Source organism: Sporolactobacillus sp. KGMB 08714, from assembly GCF_036598985.1.
Classification (GTDB): domain Bacteria; phylum Bacillota; class Bacilli; order Bacillales; family Sporolactobacillaceae; genus Sporolactobacillus.
The window spans coordinates 42942-61509 of record NZ_JAUUBW010000024.1; the positions used below are offsets into that span (position 1 = coordinate 42942).

Below are 18568 nucleotides of genomic sequence, written 5' to 3' on the forward strand. Positions count from 1 at the left end.
TAGCATGAATTTAATTTTGATGGGACTTCCGGGAGCCGGAAAGGGGACACAGGCGGAGCGCATTGTCGACCATTATGGGTTTCCGCATATCTCAACGGGAGACATGTTCCGTCAGGCGATTAAGGATGGCACGGCGCTCGGGAAACAAGCGAAAGCTTTCATGGATAAGGGCGCTCTTGTACCGGATGAAGTGACGATCGGCATTGTCCGTGAGCGTCTTGCCAAAGCGGACTGCAAAAACGGATTTCTGCTGGACGGTTTTCCGAGAACCGTCCAGCAGGCGGAAGCGCTTGAAGCGATGATGACGGAAATGAACAATAAAATCGACGCTGTTCTTTATATTCATGTCGATCCGAAAAAATTGCTGACGCGCCTGACCGGACGTCGAATATGTGCCAATTGCGGCGCTACCTATCATCTGACATTCAATCCTCCGAAACAGGCAGGCATCTGCGACAGATGCGGCGGTCCGCTGAAACAGCGGGCGGACGACAGTGAAGAAACAGTGCATGAACGGCTCCAGGTCAATATAAAGCAGCAGCAGCCGCTGGTTGCTTTTTATCAGGAAAAAGGTTTGCTGAAAACGGTGAACGGCGATCAGCCGATTGAAACGGTTTTTCGGGATGTTTCTGCAATACTGGGAGCTTTCGCCGAATGATCAGGCTGAAAACCGAGAGTGAGATCGCCAAAATTCGATGTGCAGGCAGAATCGTTGCTCAGGCGCTTGAAGATTTGCGCCGGATGATTGAGCCGGGCGTATCGACGATTGAACTTGATGCACTGGCAGAGCGCTCGATAAGAAATGCGGGAGCGGAGCCGTCTTTTAAAGGCTATGACGGGTTTTCAAATAGTATTTGTACATCTGTTAACAATCAGCTGGCTCACGGCATTCCCGGTTCCTATGTTCTGAAGGACGGAGACATTATCAGTATTGATCTCGGCGCTCGCTATGACGGCTTTCACGCAGACTCCGCCTGGACTTATCCTGTAGGCCGGGTATCCGGATCCGACAGCAGGCTTCTTCAGGTGACAGAAGAGGCATTATATCAGGGAATCGCCGAAGCAAAACCGGGCGCCCGCCTGACGAACATTTCGCATGCGGTTCAAGGCTGCGCCGAATCGGGCGGATTTTCCGTTGTACGTGAGCTGACCGGCCACGGCATCGGCCAAGCGCTTCACGAAGATCCTGATGTACCTAACTACGGCAGGCCGGGGCGCGGGCCGACGCTTAGGCCCGGAATGGTTATTGCCATTGAGCCGCTCATTAATGAGGGAAGCCGCAATATCTATATTGTCGAGGATGATGGCTGGACCATTTTGACACAGGATGGAAAAAGGTGTGCTCATTTCGAACATACTTTAGTGATTACTGAAAATGGAAATGAGATCTTGACAAAGCAATAGGTGAAGGTGATGATTGATGGGAAGTGATCAGGCACCACTGCCTGTTCCCGGTCAGCTTGCTCGTGTTTTGAAAGGGAAAGAAACCGGCTCTTATTTTGTGGTTGTGCGACTTCTCGATCGCCGTTTCGTTGAAATTGCGGATGGAGACAGACGCAGATTCGACAATGCAAAGAAGAAGAACATCAGCCATCTTGATCTTCAATCATATGTGTCCGCCGAAGTTCAGAAAAGCCTGCGCGAAACCGGACGCGTGACAAATGGAAAACTGCGTTTTGCCATCGCGCATTATTTAGATGAAGAAGTCAGTAACAAGAGGAAGGGTGAGTCAGCCGATGGCTAAGGAAGATGTCATTGAAGTTGAAGGCACCGTTATCGAACCACTGCCGAATGCAATGTTTCGTGTCGAGCTGGAAAATGGTCATAAAATTTTAGCTCATGTATCCGGAAAAATACGAATGCATTTCATCCGCATTCTGCCCGGAGACAAAGTAACGGTTGAACTGTCGCCGTATGATGTATCGCGGGGCCGCATAACTTTCAGGCATAAATGAGCAGGAGATGCTCTGCAGTGTATATAAGGAGGGTTCAACAATGAAGGTAAGACCATCCGTGAAAAAGATGTGTGAAAAATGCAAGATCGTCCGCCGAAAAGGTGTTGTGATGGTTATTTGTGAAAATCCGAAACACAAACAAAGACAAGGATGAAAGAAGGAGGTGTTTTAACAGATGGCCCGTATTGCAGGTATTGACATTCCAAGAGAGAAACGAGTCGTTATTTCGCTGACCTATATATACGGTATCGGACAGACGACGGCCAAGAAGATCCTGGCGGAAGCAAAAGTCTCTGAAGATACACGTGTCCGCGATTTGACTGAAGAAGAACAGACACGTATTCGCGAAGTCGTCGATCACTATCGCGTGGAAGGGGATCTTCGCCGGGAAGTTTCTCTGAATATCAAAAGGCTGATCGAAATCGGTTCATATAGAGGTATCCGGCATCGCCGCGGGTTGCCTGTCCGCGGACAGAATACGAAAAATAATTCGCGCACACGCAAAGGTCCAAAGCGCACGATGGCAAATAAAAAGAAATAAGCAAGGAGGGTTAAGCATTTATGGCAAAACAACAACGTACGCGCAAGCGCCGTATCAAGAGAAATGTCGAAAGCGGAGTGGCTCATATTCGTTCGACATTTAATAATACAATTGTGACGATTACCGACCCGCATGGCAACGCGATTTCCTGGGCGAGTGCAGGCGGTCTCGGATTCAAGGGCTCGAGAAAATCGACGCCGTTCGCCGCGCAGACCGCAGCTGAAGCAGCCGGGAAAAGCGCGCTGGATAACGGTATGAAGACGATCGAGGTCTCTGTCAAGGGACCGGGTGCCGGCCGGGAAGCCGCTATTCGTGCTCTGCAGGCAGTCGGGCTTGAAGTGACAACGATCCGTGACGTGACTCCCGTTCCCCACAATGGCTGCCGTCCGCCGAAACGCCGTCGTGTCTGATCTGCGGGTGTATAGCTCGCAATCAATCTGTTTATAATGCTATTAAAATAAACGTGATGATACCGATGCAAGAAGCACGCCGTAAGCCCTAAGGAGCATTAATCGGGAAACTTTGGCCGGCGTCGACCGGAGTTTTGACGTTTTGAAGGAGGGTTCTTGTTTGATGATTGAGATCGAAAAGCCAAGGATCGATACGGTTGAATTGGCAGACGACGGAAGTTACGGAAAGTTTGTTGTTGAACCGCTCGAACGTGGGTACGGCACGACTCTGGGTAATTCTTTGCGTCGAATTTTACTTTCTTCCCTCCCAGGCGCGGCTGTTACAACAGTTCAGTTTGATACTGTGCTTCATGAATTTTCCACCATCGAAGGCGTTGTAGAAGATGTAACGGCGATTATTCTGAATATCAAGAAACTGGCATTGAAATTGTATTCAGATGAGGAAAAGACACTGGAAATCGATGTTCAAAGAGAAGGCAAAGTGACAGCCGCCGACATAAATCATGATAGCGATGTAGAAATTCTGAATCCGGATCTGGAAATTGCTACCCTGGCCAAGGGTGCTCATTTTCATGTACGGATGCTGGCCAAAAAAGGACGCGGGTATGTCCCTGCTGAGGGAAACAAGTCCGATGACCTGCCGATCGGTGTCATTCCGATTGACTCAATTTATACACCGATCTCCCGTGTAAACTATCAGGTTGAAAAGACGCGGGTCGGCCAGGTTGCCAATTATGACAAACTGACGCTTGATGTCTGGACCGACGGCAGCATTCGTCCGGAAGAAGCTGTATCGCTCGGTGCCAAGATTTTGACTGAGCACCTGAATATTTTTGTCGGTTTAACCGATCAGGCGCAAAAAGCGGAGATCATGATCGAAAAAGAAGAAGACCAGAAAGAAAAAGTGCTTGAAATGACGATTGAGGAGCTGGATCTGTCGGTTCGCTCCTATAACTGTCTGAAGCGTGCCGGAATCAACACGGTTCAGGAACTCACTCAGAAAAGTGAAGAAGACATGATGAAGGTCAGAAATCTGGGTCGCAAGTCGCTTGAGGAAGTGGAAGAAAAGCTGAATGATCTCGGCCTTGGGCTGAGAGTCGAAGAATAGCCAATGGACATGGAACATTTTTCTTTTTTGCGCAAAAAAGAAAGAGTCAGGACAGTACAAAGGAGGTACAGGTAGATGGCATATGTTAAACTGGGGCGGGATTCGGCTGCGAGGAAAGCCCTGTTCCGCGATCTGGCAACCGATTTAATTATAAATGAACGGATTCAGACGACGCATTCCAAAGCCAAAGCGCTTCGGTCCGTCGTTGAAAAGATGATCACCCTGGGTAAACGCGGCGACCTTCACGCACGTCGTCAGGCCGCTGCATTTATTCGCGATGAAGTGGCCGATCAGGAATCCGGTCAGAAGGCGCTGCAAAAATTGTTCGACGATATAGCGAAACGCTATGAAGATCGTCAGGGCGGATATACACGGGTACTGAAAGTCGGCCCGCGCCGCGGCGACGGTTCTGAGATGGCGATCATTGAACTGGTCAAATAAGTATCTCTGATGAAGGGCAGAAGCACGGTTCTGGCGAGCCGGTTTTCTGCCTTTTTTCACACAGGCAGGCATTGATCATCATGCATGTGCACATGCATGACCGGGCGGTGGATTCGCCGGCCGGGAAAAGTCTTTTGAATCCTGATTATCCGCGGAAAAGGGGCGGATGAAGGCCGCCCGCAAAACAAATCTCTGTGGTCGGGAAATTGCAGAGAAAACGGCGCCGGGAGCACTGAAACAGCGGTGTTTCCGGGATACATAGAGAACGCTGACAGGCGGGCCGAGAGGAGCGGTGGAAAATCATGGTGAAAATTATTGAAGTCGGCGGACTGTATTATCGCTACAATGAAGATCAGCCATGGGTGCTCCATGATCTTAATTTTTCGGTGAATAAGGGTGAATGGCTGGCGATCATCGGGCACAACGGTTCCGGTAAATCGACACTTGCAAAATGCCTGAACGGCCTGATTGTTCCCCAAAAAGGTACAGTCCGCATCGGCGGATTTGATACAAGCAATGAAGAGACGATCTGGGATATCCGGCGGATGGTCGGCATGGTCTTCCAAAATCCGGATAACCAGTTTGTCGGAGCTACGGTCCGCGACGATGTAGCTTTCGGCATGGAAAATAACGGCATTCCCCGTGAGGAGATGATCAGGCGGCTCTCGGAGGCGCTCCGGTTTGTTAAAATGGAGCGGTTCGCCGACAGCGAACCGCACCGGCTGTCCGGCGGTCAGAAGCAGCGTGTTGCCATCGCGGGTATTATTGCGCTTCAGCCGCTGATTATCATTCTGGATGAGGCGACTTCGATGCTCGATCCGGAAGGACGGAAAGACATGATCAGGACGATGCGCTATCTGAACAGGGAGCGCCGGCTGACCGTTTTGTCGATTACACATGATCTGAGCGAGGCCGTCTATGCCGATCGGATGATCGTGATGAATCAGGGAGAAATTGTCCGTGAAGGCTCCCCGCGCGACATATTTCAGGCACCGGAATTTCTGGAAAAAATAGGGCTTGATTTGCCGTTTACCGTCAAACTCGGTCACATTTTGCATGAAAAAGGAATTCCTCTGACCGATGCCGCTTTATCTCAGGAAGAGTTGGTGAATGAGCTATGGACATTACGCTCGAACATGTGACACATGTTTATAATCCAAGAACACCCTTTGAGCGGCTTGCCATCGACGACGTGAATCTGTTTATCCCTTCAGGATCTTTCACTTCGATCATCGGACAGACGGGTTCGGGAAAATCAACACTGGTCCAGCATATTAACGGGCTTCTGAAACCGTCCAAAGGCCGGATCAGCGCAGGTAAAATGACGATTGAAGCCGATGGGAAAAAATCGGATTTAAAAGCGCTCAGAGAAAAGGTAGGGTTTGTTTTTCAGTATCCGGAGCATCAATTATTCGAAGAAACGATCATTAAAGACGTTTGCTTCGGACCGATGAATTTCGGGGTATCCGCTGCGGAGGCGACGACCCGGGCGGAGGAGAGCCTGAACCTTGTCGGCTTGCCGTCTTCGTATTGGCACCGTTCCCCGTTTGACTTGAGCGGCGGTCAGATGCGGCGTGTGGCGATCGCCGGCGTGCTCGCCATCCATCCTGAGGTGATCATTCTGGATGAACCGACGGCGGGTCTGGATCCGCAGGGGAGAAGGGAAATCCTTCATCTGTTTGATAAATTGCACAAGGAATTCAACCTGACGCTGATTATGGTCACCCACAACATGGGGGACGCGGCTCTTTACTCCGATCAGGTCGTCGTTATGGCTGACGGCCGTCCGGTCATGGTCGGCAAACCGGAAAAAGTTTTTGCCAGAGAAGAAGAGCTGCGCAAGATAGGGCTCGATGTGCCGGAGACTATGATGTTTTTGGACAAGTTAGCTGCGAAATTCGGCGCCGGCCGGATACCGCCTGTTTTTACCATCCAGGAAACGGCCGACAGAGTGATGCGGCTTTTGAATGGAGGTTCTGAAAATGTTTAACTTGATTATCGGTCAGTACGTACCGATGGAATCCTTTGTTCACAAACTTGATCCGCGTTCAAAACTAGTCAGCGTCTTACTCTTTGTCGTCGTTGTTTTCCTGGCTGACAATTGGCAGACCTACGGATTGGTGACCCTTTTCTGCCTGGCTGGTATTTATTTTTCAAAAGTTCCGCTTCGCTTTATTTGCCGGGGGCTGCAATCCATTCTGTTCATTGTTCTGGTGACCTTTATACTGAACCTGTTCTTCACGGCGGGCGGCCCGCTCCTTTTTAGCATGGGCTGGCTGCACATTTATCTTAATGGACTCATTCAATCTATTTTTATTTCGATCCGTCTTCTGGTCATTATTGTTGTCGCCACTCTGCTGACGCTGACGACATCCCCGATCGAAATCACAGACGGAATGGAAACGCTGCTCGCACCTCTGAAAAAAATTAAATTGCCGGTTCATGAATTTGCACTGATGATGTCGATCTCACTGAGATTCATTCCGACTCTGCTTGAGGAGACTGAAAAGATCATGAAGGCGCAGGCGGCGAGAGGATCGGATTTTACAAGCGGTTCGCTGAAAAATCGCGTGAAAGCTATTGTCCCGCTCCTTGTCCCGCTGTTCGTCGGTGCTTTCAAACGTGCTGAAGATCTGGCAATGGCGATGGAAGCGAGAGGGTATCGCGGCGATATCGGACGTACAAAGCTTCGCAGGCTGGTCTGGACCTGGCGGGATACGCTGCTGCTGATCGTGTTTGCTTTCCTTACGGCCTTATTGATCATGATACGAAGCTAGATTGCAGGTGAAAGCATGGCAAAACTGAAATGTACGGCGGCCTATGACGGTTCCCGTTTTTTCGGGTATCAGGTACAGCCCGGAAAACGTACCGTGCAAAGAGAGATCGAAACGGCTCTGTCAAGAATTCATCACGGCCGGACAATAAAAATTACAGCTTCCGGCCGGACCGATCGCGGAGTTCATGCCGTCGGCCAGGTTTTTCATTTTGAAAGCCCGCTTAATATTCCGTCCGTGAACTGGACAAAGGCGCTCAACAGCTTTCTTCCTGATGACATCTATATAGACCGGACGGAAAATGTACCTCCGGATTTCCATGCCCGCTTTGATGTAAAAATGAAGGAGTACCGCTACAGGCTGCTGACCCGCCCGCAACCGGATCTGTTCCGCCGATTCTACACGCTTCACGTAAAATCCTCTCTTGATTTGCAAAAAATGAATGAGGCCGCCGGATTTATAATCGGAACCCACGATTTTTCATGTTTCTGTGCGGCGAATACAGATGTCAAAGATAAGGTCAGAACGGTGTATCATCTGGACGTTCATCGGGAAGGAGAGGATGAGACGGTCATCCGTATCGTCGGCAGCGGGTTTCTTTATCAGATGGTCCGAATTATTACCGGAACTTTGATCGCTGTCGGTATGCATGAGCTTCAGCCGGAGGCGCTCCCCGATATTATTGCGGGCAGAGACCGCGGGGCTGCGCCCAAAACGGCCCCCGCCCGCGGTCTGACGCTGTGGCGGGTCACTTACTAGCAGAATGATTCAAAAATAATGGATGCAGGAAGATGTTCAGGGCATATTGCTATAGAATTAATTAAGTTGAAGCTTTATGAAACGGTCCGCTGGAAATCGCTTGCGCCTGTCATTTTTCCAGAGCGGATGTCTTGGCTGTATGTTTTGAATCGGATGACCGGTGCCCCTTCCGGGTGCTGCCGGCCTGCTTGACAAAGGGTCTCCAATGTTATAAGATGTAGTTCGGTATTCTTGATTTGACCACTATTAGCCCCAAACAATACTGGTTCAAATAAATGAACGGACAAAGCGGAAGGCGGAGTCGTCTGCGTTTTCCGAAAAGCAATCGAAGCGGCTGTGGGCCGCGGAGATAAATAGAAATCATCGAAATCTAGGAGGAAACATCGTGCGTACTACCTTTATGGCCAAACCGGAAACGGTTGAACGTAAATGGCTTGTTATTGATGCCGACGGTCAGGTGCTGGGCCGCCTCGCAAGCGAAGTGGCTGCAATTCTCCGCGGCAAGAACAAACCGACTTTTACACCGCATGTCGATGTCGGTGACAATGTGATCATTATTAATGCGAAGAAGATCGAACTGACAGGGAAGAAGCTTCTGAATAAAAAATATATCCATCATTCCGGCTATCCGGGCGGTATTAAATCCCGTTCAGCGTTGGAGATGCGGGAAACCCGCGCGAAAGAAATGCTTGAACTGACGATCAAGGGCATGCTGCCGCATAACAGCCTCGGGCGCCGCATGTTTACGAAACTGCATGTCTATGAGGGTGCGGAACATCCGCACATCGCACAAAAACCGGAAGCCTACACGCTCCGCGGATAATTGAGGAGGGACAAGTAAAAATGGCACAAGTACAATATTACGGCACCGGCCGACGCAAGAGTTCCATTGCCCGCGTCAGGCTCGTTCCCGGTGATGGAAATATTGTGATTAACGGCCGCAGCGCCGATGAATATTTCAATCTCGAAACGCTTCGCACGATTCTGAAGCAGCCGCTCGTTACGACGGAAACGGAAGGAAGATATGATGTTCTCGTCAACGTTGCCGGCGGCGGATTTACCGGCCAGGCCGGCGCAATTCGCCACGGCGTCGCCCGCGCATTGCTGAAAGCCGATCCTGACTATCGCCCGGCGCTGAAAAAGGCCGGTTTTCTGACCCGCGATCCGCGTATGAAAGAACGGAAGAAATACGGACTCAAGGGCGCACGCCGCGCTCCGCAGTTCTCAAAACGCTGATCTGTCAGCGATTCAAGGCTCTCAACCACATCGGTTGGGGGCTTTTTTGCTGCCGAAAAACTGGCTTTTGACCATATTTTGACCATATTTATTTTGATTTTCGTAATTTCATGTATTCTTCATACTTTCCTGCAGCTTCAATTTTTACGAATTTCGTCACGTGCGTATAAATATTTGACGTCGTTTCCATGCGTCGGTGGCCGAGAAATTTCTGTGCTGTTTTGACACTCACACCAGCTTCATAGAGAGCCGACGCAAAAACATGACGGAACCCATGAACAGTTATTTTTGTGAAATCCGGATTGTCTTTGATAAATTTATCCAGAGTTTCGTTTGGTTCGGCCAGCCGAAGCGGTCGAAGATCTACCCGCGAAACAACATATTGAATGCGCTCCTGAGCGATTCCATAAGCGAGCAGGCGTTCTTTCTGAATTGTTTTCCATTTTTTCAATGCTTCAATTTCATAATCTGTCCCATTTCTTTTTGGGGGAGGGAGAGACATGAGCCATAGAAAATGGATTCTGCTCTTTCGAATGGAAGACCTGTAGAAAGTTCACCTGTATGAACCGCTTCAGGAACACGACCTGAATGAGCGGCTGCGGGGAGGATGGAAAGAAGTGAGGAAGAAAAAGTTTGAGTAATAAAAGGGACACCTAAATGAGGTGTCCTTGACATGGGGTGCTGAATGAGTTGGGGGACCTGGTGGAATGGGAAATGACTACCAGATAACGGCACCGATGATGATCAGCAGAATGAACAGGACAATAAGCAGTGCGAAACCACCACCTGCACCATATCCACCGCCGCATCCGCATCCGTAACCAGCAACTGGACCTCCCATGATGACACCCCCCTTATCACGTGATAAGGCAGTATATGTGCGGAAGGATAAATGTGGAATGGGTAAAGCGTCTAAATGGGCAGGCACAGCCACTAGGTGGGAAACGAATCAAAAGAGCATCCGGTGCCAGGATGCTCTTTGAAGGAGGCTTGCATGGGGGTTGCCTATGGATACGGCATTTGTTCTTAATAAACGAAAGCAGTTCCGACAATAATTAACAGAATGAACAGCACGACAATCAGAGCAAAGCTGCTGCCACTGCTGTATCCGCTACTGTAGCCGTAGCTAGATCCACCATCATATCCCAAGAGAAGCACCTCCTTGTCACGTGATAATACATGATATGAGCGGACAGGCGATCTTGAAGGGGACAAATGGATGAATGATAGTGCCTGTTTTGTCGGTGGATGATAACACGTTCCTCAATGAGCGGTACCGAGAGAATATCAAGGCGACCACACCGAGCGGCATGTTCTATGACCGAGATATTAACGGACTATGGTGCGCAGCCGAGGGTGTTGTCTACAAAGATTTTAACCAGGACGTGCATTACATTAGCGAATCCAGGCTGCAAGAAATTAATATGGTAAAATATTTTGCCGGCGTTGACTTTGGCTATGAGCACTATGGAGCAATTATAGTGATCGGTGAAGACGACAAAGGCAATTTCTATTTACTTGAGGAACACACGAAGCAGTTTGAAGAGATCGACTATTGGGTTGATGTGGCTATCGACATTAAAGGCCAATATGGAAACGTCAACTTTTTTGTGATTCAGCGCGGCCCGAACACGTTAAACGGCTGAGACGTGAGCATATCCGGGCCATTAACGCAGATAAGGCAGTCATTGCGGGCATTGAAGAAGTCGCACGACTGTTCATACGCAAAAAGCTGTTCATCATTAAGGATCGCGTACAACGCTTCAAAAAAGAAATCTACATGTACGTGTGGAACGAAACAACCGGCGAACCTGTCAAGCTGTGGGATGATGTGCTTGATGCTCTTCGCTATGCCATCTATACCAACAACCGGCCAGAGCGGCGTCGGACAGGAGGGAGGAAAGAGCGTGAATCCGTTTATTAAGTATATCAAGAAGATCCAGGCAGAAGGGACCACAGTGGATACGGTGAACGCCATCATCAATGATCATCAGCGCGAACACAGGCATATGAAGCGCCTCTATCGCCGTTATATTGCCAGTATTAAAGATGGGCCGAAAATCTTCGATCGTAAACCAATCAATTACGGAACCGGAGCGTCACTGGATGACAAAGTCAACAATATGCTGAATAACAGCTTTGATTCGGACATTGTGGACACGAAGATCGGGTATATGTTGGGCATCCGATTACTTATCGGGCCGATCAGGCAAGTGACTCATGGACGCAGGAGATTCACAACTTTCTCCTGCGTAGCAATGCCGAGGATCAGGACGCTGAATGTGGAAAGTTCGCAGCAGGCTCAGAGCAAGCCTGCTCAGAAAGCTTGACATAATGAAAAAACCCGGCTTTGATAAGCCGCCGAGCGAGCGGCGTTATTTTTTCAATTTCTCATATTTCTAATTAGTGACCACTCGTTACTTTTATACCAATAATACATATTATCAATAATCCGATGAAAATCCATGTTAGGAAAGGTATACCATCTTTGAAAAAGATAACTCCGATAATAATAGCACCGACAGCACCGATACCGGTCCAAACAGGGTAAGCAATGCTTAAGGGTAACACTTTAGTTGCCCTGGCTAAGAAAAAGAAGCTAAGCATTATGCCTAAAATGGTATAAAGAGAATAATCCCATCTTGTAAATCCTGCACTAAGTTTCATCATAGTGGCCCAAACAACTTCAAATAGTCCCGCAATAATTAAATATAGCCAATCCATATTAACCTCCAAAAGAAAAAGATACATTCACAACTTCTTCTACGACCTAACGAAGTTTGCAAATATATCTTTTTTACCGCCCGGTGGTGGTTTCGCTCAATTAAATTTTAGATTCAGTTTACCACACTTTACGGATATAACGTGTACTTTTTTACATCATTGTTCACCAGCCCGGGAAACCGGGTATACATAAAAAATATCCCCGCGCTTTGGTGCGGGGGAGGATCTATTACTCATCAGCGCGTGAATCGAAACTTTTAATACCTAAGGGCGCTTAATCCCAAGACGCTCCTTTATTGCAAACTGCAGTAATTGCGAAAAGTTAATTTTGTTTTTTTCTGCTTCATCGTTCAGCCACTTTGGAATAGTTAATGTTTTTTTTACGGCTTTATTCTCGATCTCGTCACGCACGATGTCCGTCCATGCTTCGATCAGAACAACAAACCCACCAGCAGGGACTTGAATAGTGCTTGGGTTTGAAGGCGCCGGAATAACGGAACCGTCTTCTTCGAGGGCATACATAAAGCCTTCGAGAACATCTTTAGCCATATAAAGAGCATTTTGAATATCTTCGCCTTCTGAAATACAGCCGGGAAGGTCGGGGAATGTAATTGTATATCCATTACTTCCATCTTTGCCGGGATCGAAAACCGCAGGGTAGATATACTTTGCCATTTTAAAAACCTCCGTAGGGCAAAACAGGATTTATTTCAGTCCTGCCTGCTTAAGTATTGAATTCAGGGTGCCGGGCTTTAAGTCTCCGGAATGATTGGGAATGGTGACTAGGCCTCTTTTAGTCGGATGAATTGATAATGGCTGCCGACCACTCGGACTAAGTACCACCCATCATTCTCGATTAACTTAATTACTTCTCTGGGTTTCAATGCCCTCCCTCCCTACAAATATATCATTGCACGTATTAATAACACGTGCAATGATATATACGTATTATTTATACGTTTATAAAAAATCCCTGCGCCGAAGCACAGGGATTACATAAGGGGATCAGATTGATCACTTATAGTATGCACATTCTAGCGGTTAAAATACTCTTTAATCTGTTTGTTAATCCGCTCCATGACTGCCATTCTGCGTAAGTGGGCTGATCCAGCCCTGGGGCAAATACGTTTGTTGTCAATAGAACCTTTGTTAAGTTGGCTTCGCTTTGACGACGTGAGCAATCGTTGTTTAACCATCAGATCATAGCAAGCATTAGCCACCCATATCAATATCACCGGCCATCATCAAAAATCGCCAGATGATCGTCAAAAAATCGTCAGAGCAGATTACCGTTTTTTCATTTTCCTTCTATTTAAACAGTTTAAACAGTAGGAGGGGATTTCATGTATACAGTCAAAGATTATCGAACAGGATCTATTTACGGAATGGGGAGTCGGCCATTTATTTCCTAATGAAGATAAATATCATCTTTATTGTGTTGGCTGCGTGCTTGGCATCAAAACATATGAGCCAGTTCTGGTTTACGAATGCTATGAGCGTATCTTATTGTAGAAAAAATGCCTGATTTTGAAGGCATGAAAGAGCGGAAGAGATACGGACTCAAAGGCGCACACCGCGCTCCGCAGTTCTCAAAACGCTGATCTGTCAGCGTTTCAAGGCTCTCAACCACATTGGTTGGGGGCTTTTTGCTGTTTGAAATCAGCCCATGGCCCCTATTTCTCCTTTTTTGTGCCGTTTCATCTGTTCAATATTTTCCACCCCTTCGCTTACAAAAGGAAATTGTAACAAAAGGATCCGATTTTGTTCTTCAATCTGCCGATAAGTATATCATATATCAGATTGTGCAAAAATCGGCTGAACAATGAAGCCTGCGGCCCCCTTTCGACCGGACGGAACTGATTTGGAAAAAGCTGTTACGGTTGATTCTTAAGTGTTTGCAGGATGATAAGGGGAAAAGGAGGAAGTATGATGGGAATAGTCATGGACTTTCAGGAAAGGCAGCGGCACAAACAGATGGACTTTGAACGGCGGGTACTGCAGGATCTGTCTCTTGAGAAAATAGAAGCCTCCATTCGCCAGCGCTTTAATGATTATCTGGCACAGGTCCCTTCGTCGGCCCAGACGGCACGGGATATGTGCGCGGAATATGCGCTGGAGGCGTTTCTGCTTGGCTCTTCAATGGGCAGATTCGGTTTCTACGGTGAGGATACGGAAAATGTTTTTCAAAGGAGTATGCTTCCGTTTGAGGCGCTTCACGGCGATTTTTTTGATTTCTGGCTGTTCTGGTCGGCATCCGATCCCGCTGCGGCTACAGAGCTCGAAGAAGCTTGCGATCGTTATCTGTATACCTGGTGGCAGGAAGGATTCGAGGCATCGCTCAGACGATGGCGGATGAAATTGCGTTGATCGGGGCTTCTCTTTTCCTGCATAATTTATACGGCTGTCCATATACATGTTCAAGAGACAGGCTCGCAATGAGGGGGAAGAGACATGATCAGAAAATGGCTGCTCGGATTGTTTGCCGTTGTTACAGTATTTGCGGCAATTGCCGCCGTCCGCTGGGCGATTGTCAGCCGGCATACCAGTATGCCCTGGCATTTGCCGCTTTCCGGCCGCGTCATCGTTGTTGATGCGGGACATGGCGGTGCGGACGGCGGGGCTGTCGGGGGACAGACCGAGGAAAAGAAGATCACTCTCGCAATAGCCGACGATCTTCGCCATTATTTACAGGAATCCGGCGCACTGGTTGTGATGACCCGTGAAAGCGACAAAGACCTTGCCGATGCCGATTTCAGCGGGAGGCGCAAAACACAGGATTTGCTGCGCAGGGCCGATCTGATCAAAAAAACACATCCCGATGTTTTTATCAGCATTCACCTGAATGCGATCCCGTCACCTCAGTGGCACGGCGCTCAGACTTTTTATTATCCGAGTTCGGAAGAAAACCGGAAGCTGGCCCTATTCATTCAGAATTCATTAAAAATAAACCTCGGCAATACAGACCGCTATGCAAAACCGATCGGTCATGTTTATTTGCTTAAAAAGGCCGCTCCCCCGGCTGCGCTGGTTGAAGTCGGCTTCCTGTCGAATCCCGGGGAACGAGCTCTGCTGGTTGAGACAAATTATCAAAAACAGGCGGCAGCCGCGATCAGCCAGGGAATTATGCGCTATTTTACAAATGAAAAGGTTCCTCAGAATTAAAAAATATTCCGTCCGTTCGTTTTTCAAGTTTTTCACAGAAAGGTTTGCTATACTAAAATGGAAATGACACGAGGAGAGGCAGGCCTGTATTATGATGGATCAGGAAAAAGTAACGGAAGTTTTGAAAACGGTTCAAGATCCTTTTTTACATAAAAATCTGGTGGAAACACATGCCCTGAGGGACCTGAACATTAAGGGAAACTTTGTCAGCCTTAAGCTTGCGCTGTCAAAGGAGGACAACGTCAAGCAGATGCAGATCCAGGTCGAAATTTCTTCCAAACTGAAAGAGAAGGGGGCCGAGTCTGTCGGCATGCGGTTTACAGTACTCGGCGAGGATGAGATAAAAGCACTGGGCGGTTTTCCTGAAGAGGAGATATCGCTGCTGTCTCCGGAAAGCGGGACTGTTTTCATTGCCGTGGCAAGCGGTAAAGGCGGTGTCGGCAAGTCGACGGTATCTGTCAATCTTGCACTGGCGCTGGCGCGGCAGGGTAAAAAAATCGGCCTTCTGGATGCCGACATTTACGGGTTCAGCGTTCCGGATATGATGGGTATTGAGGACAGGCCGATAGTGGAAAATAACCGGATTATTCCGATTGAACGCTTTGGGGTAAAGGTTATTTCTATGGGCTTTTTCGTTGAAAACAATTCGCCCGTCATCTGGCGGGGACCGATGCTTGGGAAAATGCTGAATAATTTCTTCAGCGATGTCGACTGGGGCAAACTGGATTGCCTGATTCTCGATCTGCCGCCCGGTACCGGCGATGTCGCCATGGATGTGCACAGCAGAATTCCCCACTCCAAAGAAATCATCGTGACGACCCCGCATCCGACCGCTGCATTTGTTGCTGCGCGGGCGGGAGAAATGGCCGTTAAGACAGAACATGAGATTCTTGGTGTCATTGAAAATATGGCCTATTATCAGAGCCGGAAAACCGGCGAAATCGAGTATGTGTTCGGACAGGGCGGCGGGGAAAAATTAAGCGGCCTTTTGAAAACCGACCTGCTCGGACGTTTGCCGCTCCGGCAGCCGATTGAACGGGAAGGCGAATTTGCTCCCGGCGTCTATTTTGAAGGCGATCCGATTGCCGCAATTTACGATCGCATTGCGGAGAAAGTGATTAACAAGCTGCAGAAATGATCATATCTTTCAGAAAAGCCTCCGCAACTTGCGGAGGCTTTTTTAGGCTTTGGACAGCCGGCGTACCAGCCGCGGCGGCAGGCTGAAAAGATAGCAGGCGTCGCCAAAATATTGTCTGCCGGTGAAGAATCGTCTTAAAGAGATGGATCGTATTTAAGAAAAGCCGCTCCTGAAATCCATATTTCAGTTAAGTCGGCAGACGATTCATTGTTAAAGAAATAATAGAAGAAATTTGCCAGCGGCTGCCGAAACCCGGCCGGCCCTTACTTAGATTGAATAATTCGCCCGGTATCCCGCATATTAGAAAAGAACGCGTCTGTGAGGAGGAAATCCGTATGGCGAAAATAGGGCCGATCATACTTGCTTTGCTGATGCTGCTCGTTGCCGGGGCGGGCTGCAGTTCTGAGTCTGAACAACCGACGTATCAGGAGAACAAAAAGATGGTGCTGGATATGCTTAAAACCGATGAAGGAAAACAGGCAGTCAAAGAGCTGCTTCAGGATCGGGAGATAAGGAACACTCTTGCATTTGATGAGCCTGCTGTGAAAAAAGCGGTTACCGAGACGCTGACTACGGAGCAGGGAAAAAAGATCTGGAACGGAATTATAACAGATCCGCAGTTCTCCGGCCGGCTGGCCCGGGCTATGCAGCAGGAGAACGAAGCACTTCTGAAGAAAATGATGAAGGATCCGGACTATCAAGGAATGATGATGGATATCCTGAAGGCTCCCGGGCTTCAGGAGCAGTATCTGGATTTGATGAAGACTCAGCCATTTCGGGAACAAATAAAAATGGGTGTACAGGATGCACTGACCGGCCCTTCTTTCCAGAAACAGCTGATGGATGCGATTTCCGAAGCACTGAAAAAACAGAGCGGAAAGAGCAGCTGAAGGGTCGGCCATTGCCGGTTTCATGCCGTTAATTTAGTAACTGCTGCTTACCCTGGGCATCGGCGATCAGATTTTTCAACGTCACAAATGTATAGCCTCTGTTTTGCATCTCGCGGATAATCAGCGGCAGCGCACGATCGGTTTGTTTTGCCGAATCGGAAGCATGCAGACGGATAATGTCTCCTTTTCCCGCCTCCTGGAGCACACGGCTGACGATGACTTTGTATCCCGGATTTGTTTCATCCTGCGGATTGACACTCCACAACACCGGTTGCAGCCGCAGCTGGTTAGCCGTCGTCAAGGTTTCGCTGTTCATCTTTCCATAAGGGGGCCGAAGCAGTTGCGGTTTTCCGCCGCCCGATTTGTCAATGGCGGCATTGGCAAGAATTATGTCACGCCGCACCTCACCTGGACTGAGCTGTGTGTAATCCTCATGGCGCATTCCCTGCGATTCGATTTCATTTCCGTCTTTCGCTGCCTGCTGAACAAGATCGGGGTGCCGTTCCGCCCATTCTCCTGAAAGAAAAAATGTGGCTCTGACATGCTCTTTTTTTAAGGTTTCCAGAATCGTTTTGATCTGCTGGTCGCCCCAGTTGCAATCAAAAGTAAGAGAAAGATGCTTTTGTTCGGTTTCAACCCTGGACAAAGCGCCGCTCTTTTTTATCGGGGTGAAAACGTCCGCCTGTTGTTTTTGAACAAACAGGATCAAAGCCGCAAAGAAAGCTGCGATCATGATGAGAAGAAGATTTTTAAATTTTTTTCCGTTGATAACCCATAACATGAACGTCCCCACCTTGTCTCCAATGTTTGTACCATTCTATGGCAGGGCTGTCCTGAATATGCAGCAGATCTCCGCTTGAACGAAACGGGAAGCCTTGTTCCTTATTCTTTATAACGAAGCACAAACAGTTCAAAACACGGAATAAATGACACCGATTGTTTGTTCTGTTAGCTTATGAACCGTCCTATTTGTGCCGGCACAAGCCAATAAACACAGGGGATGGAGAAGTTCCCCGCCTGCGCTAAACTCAGAAATGATTGTTCCGGGGTGAGGAAGAGCCGCTCCGAACTTGAGAGATACTGCTTTAAAGTGCAAAAATCGTTCAAACTCGAAAAACGTTGTCTGAAACAATATTGTTTTTAAAAATTCGTATCTGAATGAAAGAAAGGGATGCCTGTATAGCTTCCGAAGGAGAAAAAATGACAAAAAATGATTGACAAATCGCAGACAGCTGGTACAATAAACATTGTTGTCTTTCCTGATGACAGAATTCAGATAATCTTGTTTGGATAAAAAGGGATTGACAAATTGCTTACAGGTCATTATAATTAATAAGGTCGCTGATAAGCGACGAAGCGAATGTTCCTTGAAAACTGAACAAAAGCCAAGCGCAATTGAGAAGGGGCCCACCCTTCAATCAATTCAAACA

25 protein-coding genes and 3 pseudogenes are annotated in these 18568 nt (G+C 48.2%); 21 read left to right on the forward strand and 7 right to left on the reverse strand.

Going from position 1 to position 18568, the window contains the following annotated elements; translation table 11 throughout:
* The first annotated feature begins 4 nt into the window (after positions 1–4).
* The 15 genes from Q6A92_RS12060 (at position 5) to rpsI (ending at position 9224) form a co-directional block, all read left to right on the forward strand.
* Positions 5–658: an adenylate kinase gene (locus tag Q6A92_RS12060; RefSeq protein ID WP_274401871.1), complete on the forward strand. Its 654-nt coding sequence runs from the start codon at positions 5–7 to the stop codon at positions 656–658.
* Positions 655–1404 carry a type I methionyl aminopeptidase gene (map, locus tag Q6A92_RS12065; protein ID WP_274401872.1) on the forward strand — a complete coding sequence of 250 codons (750 nt, stop codon included), beginning with the start codon at positions 655–657 and terminating at the stop codon, positions 1402–1404. Before Q6A92_RS12060 ends, map begins: the two co-directional genes overlap by 4 nt.
* A gap of 16 nt (positions 1405–1420) precedes the next feature.
* Positions 1421–1744: a KOW domain-containing RNA-binding protein gene (locus tag Q6A92_RS12070; RefSeq protein WP_274401873.1), complete on the forward strand. Its 324-nt coding sequence runs from the start codon at positions 1421–1423 to the stop codon at positions 1742–1744.
* Positions 1737–1955, forward strand: coding sequence for a translation initiation factor IF-1 (gene infA / locus Q6A92_RS12075; protein WP_010024579.1), 219 nt, complete (start codon positions 1737–1739; stop codon positions 1953–1955). Before Q6A92_RS12070 ends, infA begins: the two co-directional genes overlap by 8 nt.
* A gap of 40 nt (positions 1956–1995) precedes the next feature.
* On the forward strand, positions 1996–2109 hold the full coding sequence (rpmJ, locus tag Q6A92_RS12080) for a 50S ribosomal protein L36 (protein WP_010024581.1): 114 nt from the start codon (positions 1996–1998) through the stop codon (positions 2107–2109).
* Between the two features lie 21 nt (positions 2110–2130).
* A complete protein-coding gene (gene rpsM / locus Q6A92_RS12085) occupies positions 2131–2496 on the forward strand; it encodes a 30S ribosomal protein S13 (RefSeq protein WP_332238274.1) in 366 nt (121 codons plus the stop codon).
* Between the two features lie 20 nt (positions 2497–2516).
* Entirely contained in the window at positions 2517–2906 is a 390-nt protein-coding gene (rpsK, locus tag Q6A92_RS12090) for a 30S ribosomal protein S11 (RefSeq protein ID WP_188804749.1), read from the forward strand.
* Between the two features lie 163 nt (positions 2907–3069).
* Entirely contained in the window at positions 3070–4014 is a 945-nt protein-coding gene (locus Q6A92_RS12095; protein WP_274401874.1) for a DNA-directed RNA polymerase subunit alpha, read from the forward strand.
* Positions 4015–4089: 75 nt separating this feature from the next.
* Complete coding sequence (gene rplQ, locus Q6A92_RS12100) at positions 4090–4455, forward strand: 50S ribosomal protein L17 (RefSeq protein WP_274401875.1); 366 nt, start codon at positions 4090–4092, stop codon at positions 4453–4455.
* Positions 4456–4757: 302 nt separating this feature from the next.
* Complete coding sequence (locus Q6A92_RS12105) at positions 4758–5597, forward strand: energy-coupling factor ABC transporter ATP-binding protein (protein ID WP_443029727.1); 840 nt, start codon at positions 4758–4760, stop codon at positions 5595–5597.
* On the forward strand, positions 5573–6445 hold the full coding sequence (locus tag Q6A92_RS12110) for an energy-coupling factor transporter ATPase (RefSeq protein ID WP_274401876.1): 873 nt from the start codon (positions 5573–5575) through the stop codon (positions 6443–6445). The genes Q6A92_RS12105 and Q6A92_RS12110 overlap by 25 nt, the downstream gene beginning before the upstream one ends.
* Positions 6438–7232 carry an energy-coupling factor transporter transmembrane component T family protein gene (locus Q6A92_RS12115; protein WP_274401877.1) on the forward strand — a complete coding sequence of 265 codons (795 nt, stop codon included), beginning with the start codon at positions 6438–6440 and terminating at the stop codon, positions 7230–7232. The genes Q6A92_RS12110 and Q6A92_RS12115 overlap by 8 nt, the downstream gene beginning before the upstream one ends.
* Positions 7233–7247: 15 nt before the next feature.
* Complete coding sequence (truA, locus tag Q6A92_RS12120; protein WP_332238275.1) at positions 7248–7988, forward strand: tRNA pseudouridine(38-40) synthase TruA; 741 nt, start codon at positions 7248–7250, stop codon at positions 7986–7988.
* Positions 7989–8373: 385 nt separating this feature from the next.
* Entirely contained in the window at positions 8374–8811 is a 438-nt protein-coding gene (rplM, locus tag Q6A92_RS12125; RefSeq protein ID WP_274401879.1) for a 50S ribosomal protein L13, read from the forward strand.
* 20 nt (positions 8812–8831) lie between these two features.
* Entirely contained in the window at positions 8832–9224 is a 393-nt protein-coding gene (gene rpsI / locus Q6A92_RS12130) for a 30S ribosomal protein S9 (RefSeq protein WP_274401880.1), read from the forward strand.
* 88 nt (positions 9225–9312) lie between these two features.
* On the opposite strand, the gene Q6A92_RS12135 is transcribed toward rpsI, so the two are convergent.
* The 3 genes and pseudogenes from Q6A92_RS12135 to Q6A92_RS20315 form a co-directional block, all read right to left on the reverse strand.
* Positions 9313–9675 carry a tyrosine-type recombinase/integrase gene (locus Q6A92_RS12135; protein WP_332238276.1) on the reverse strand — a complete coding sequence of 121 codons (363 nt, stop codon included), beginning with the start codon at positions 9673–9675 and terminating at the stop codon, positions 9313–9315.
* A 267-nt stretch (positions 9676–9942) separates the two neighbouring features.
* Positions 9943–10065 (reverse strand): YjcZ family sporulation protein, encoded by a 123-nt coding sequence (locus Q6A92_RS12140; protein WP_274401883.1) that lies wholly within the window; start codon positions 10063–10065, stop codon positions 9943–9945.
* Between the two features lie 185 nt (positions 10066–10250).
* Positions 10251–10322, reverse strand: a pseudogene (locus Q6A92_RS20315) (YjcZ family sporulation protein); the annotation flags it as partial.
* Between the two features lie 143 nt (positions 10323–10465).
* On the opposite strand from Q6A92_RS20315, the pseudogene Q6A92_RS12150 reads away from it, so the two are divergent.
* Together Q6A92_RS12150 and Q6A92_RS12155 are read left to right on the forward strand one after the other, a co-directional pair.
* Positions 10466–11148 (forward strand): annotated as a pseudogene (locus tag Q6A92_RS12150) (PBSX family phage terminase large subunit); the annotation flags it as partial.
* Complete coding sequence (locus Q6A92_RS12155; RefSeq protein ID WP_332238280.1) at positions 11063–11554, forward strand: hypothetical protein; 492 nt, start codon at positions 11063–11065, stop codon at positions 11552–11554. The pseudogene Q6A92_RS12150 and the gene Q6A92_RS12155, both read left to right, overlap by 86 nt.
* Before the next feature lie 73 nt (positions 11555–11627).
* Here Q6A92_RS12155 and Q6A92_RS12160 read toward each other — a convergent pair whose 3' ends face one another.
* From Q6A92_RS12160 to Q6A92_RS12170, 3 genes and pseudogenes are all read right to left on the reverse strand, one after another.
* Positions 11628–11948, reverse strand: coding sequence for a DMT family transporter (locus Q6A92_RS12160; protein WP_332238277.1), 321 nt, complete (start codon positions 11946–11948; stop codon positions 11628–11630).
* Between the two features lie 264 nt (positions 11949–12212).
* Positions 12213–12623, reverse strand: a complete 411-nt coding sequence (locus Q6A92_RS12165; protein WP_274401887.1) for a type II toxin-antitoxin system HicB family antitoxin — start codon at positions 12621–12623, stop codon at positions 12213–12215.
* A gap of 30 nt (positions 12624–12653) precedes the next feature.
* Positions 12654–12775 (reverse strand): annotated as a pseudogene (locus tag Q6A92_RS12170) (type II toxin-antitoxin system HicA family toxin).
* 1102 nt (positions 12776–13877) lie between these two features.
* Between Q6A92_RS12170 and Q6A92_RS12175 the strand changes: the two are divergent.
* From Q6A92_RS12175 to gerD, 4 genes are all read left to right on the forward strand, one after another.
* Entirely contained in the window at positions 13878–14315 is a 438-nt protein-coding gene (locus Q6A92_RS12175; RefSeq protein ID WP_274401888.1) for a DUF2521 family protein, read from the forward strand.
* A gap of 84 nt (positions 14316–14399) precedes the next feature.
* Positions 14400–15110 (forward strand): N-acetylmuramoyl-L-alanine amidase CwlD, encoded by a 711-nt coding sequence (gene cwlD / locus Q6A92_RS12180; RefSeq protein WP_274401889.1) that lies wholly within the window; start codon positions 14400–14402, stop codon positions 15108–15110.
* Between the two features lie 91 nt (positions 15111–15201).
* Positions 15202–16248: an Mrp/NBP35 family ATP-binding protein gene (locus Q6A92_RS12185; protein WP_332238278.1), complete on the forward strand. Its 1047-nt coding sequence runs from the start codon at positions 15202–15204 to the stop codon at positions 16246–16248.
* Positions 16249–16583: 335 nt separating this feature from the next.
* Positions 16584–17138 (forward strand): spore germination lipoprotein GerD, encoded by a 555-nt coding sequence (gerD, locus tag Q6A92_RS12190; protein ID WP_274401891.1) that lies wholly within the window; start codon positions 16584–16586, stop codon positions 17136–17138.
* 28 nt (positions 17139–17166) lie between these two features.
* Here gerD and Q6A92_RS12195 read toward each other — a convergent pair whose 3' ends face one another.
* Positions 17167–17919, reverse strand: a complete 753-nt coding sequence (locus Q6A92_RS12195) for a polysaccharide deacetylase family protein (protein ID WP_332238279.1) — start codon at positions 17917–17919, stop codon at positions 17167–17169.
* Positions 17920–18568: the final 649 nt, after the last annotated feature.

Coding starts and splice junctions, on each gene's coding strand:
- rpsK (WP_188804749.1), top strand. CDS start 2,517: ATGGCAAAACAACAACGTACGCGCAAGCGCCGTATCAAGAGAAATGTC.
- map (WP_274401872.1), top strand. CDS start 655: ATGATCAGGCTGAAAACCGAGAGTGAGATCGCCAAAATTCGATGTGCA.
- rpsM (WP_332238274.1), top strand. CDS start 2,131: ATGGCCCGTATTGCAGGTATTGACATTCCAAGAGAGAAACGAGTCGTT.
- truA (WP_332238275.1), top strand. CDS start 7,248: ATGGCAAAACTGAAATGTACGGCGGCCTATGACGGTTCCCGTTTTTTC.
- cwlD (WP_274401889.1), top strand. CDS start 14,400: ATGATCAGAAAATGGCTGCTCGGATTGTTTGCCGTTGTTACAGTATTT.
- rpmJ (WP_010024581.1), top strand. CDS start 1,996: ATGAAGGTAAGACCATCCGTGAAAAAGATGTGTGAAAAATGCAAGATC.
- Q6A92_RS12195 (WP_332238279.1), bottom strand. CDS start 17,919: ATGTTATGGGTTATCAACGGAAAAAAATTTAAAAATCTTCTTCTCATC.
- Q6A92_RS12115 (WP_274401877.1), top strand. CDS start 6,438: ATGTTTAACTTGATTATCGGTCAGTACGTACCGATGGAATCCTTTGTT.
- Q6A92_RS12070 (WP_274401873.1), top strand. CDS start 1,421: ATGGGAAGTGATCAGGCACCACTGCCTGTTCCCGGTCAGCTTGCTCGT.
- Q6A92_RS12160 (WP_332238277.1), bottom strand. CDS start 11,948: ATGGATTGGCTATATTTAATTATTGCGGGACTATTTGAAGTTGTTTGG.
- Q6A92_RS12095 (WP_274401874.1), top strand. CDS start 3,070: ATGATTGAGATCGAAAAGCCAAGGATCGATACGGTTGAATTGGCAGAC.
- gerD (WP_274401891.1), top strand. CDS start 16,584: ATGGCGAAAATAGGGCCGATCATACTTGCTTTGCTGATGCTGCTCGTT.
- Q6A92_RS12105 (WP_443029727.1), top strand. CDS start 4,758: ATGGTGAAAATTATTGAAGTCGGCGGACTGTATTATCGCTACAATGAA.
- infA (WP_010024579.1), top strand. CDS start 1,737: ATGGCTAAGGAAGATGTCATTGAAGTTGAAGGCACCGTTATCGAACCA.
- rplQ (WP_274401875.1), top strand. CDS start 4,090: ATGGCATATGTTAAACTGGGGCGGGATTCGGCTGCGAGGAAAGCCCTG.
- Q6A92_RS12140 (WP_274401883.1), bottom strand. CDS start 10,065: ATGGGAGGTCCAGTTGCTGGTTACGGATGCGGATGCGGCGGTGGATAT.
- Q6A92_RS12175 (WP_274401888.1), top strand. CDS start 13,878: ATGGGAATAGTCATGGACTTTCAGGAAAGGCAGCGGCACAAACAGATG.
- Q6A92_RS12155 (WP_332238280.1), top strand. CDS start 11,063: ATGCTCTTCGCTATGCCATCTATACCAACAACCGGCCAGAGCGGCGTC.
- Q6A92_RS12185 (WP_332238278.1), top strand. CDS start 15,202: ATGATGGATCAGGAAAAAGTAACGGAAGTTTTGAAAACGGTTCAAGAT.
- Q6A92_RS12110 (WP_274401876.1), top strand. CDS start 5,573: ATGGACATTACGCTCGAACATGTGACACATGTTTATAATCCAAGAACA.
- Q6A92_RS12165 (WP_274401887.1), bottom strand. CDS start 12,623: ATGGCAAAGTATATCTACCCTGCGGTTTTCGATCCCGGCAAAGATGGA.
- Q6A92_RS12060 (WP_274401871.1), top strand. CDS start 5: ATGAATTTAATTTTGATGGGACTTCCGGGAGCCGGAAAGGGGACACAG.
- rpsI (WP_274401880.1), top strand. CDS start 8,832: ATGGCACAAGTACAATATTACGGCACCGGCCGACGCAAGAGTTCCATT.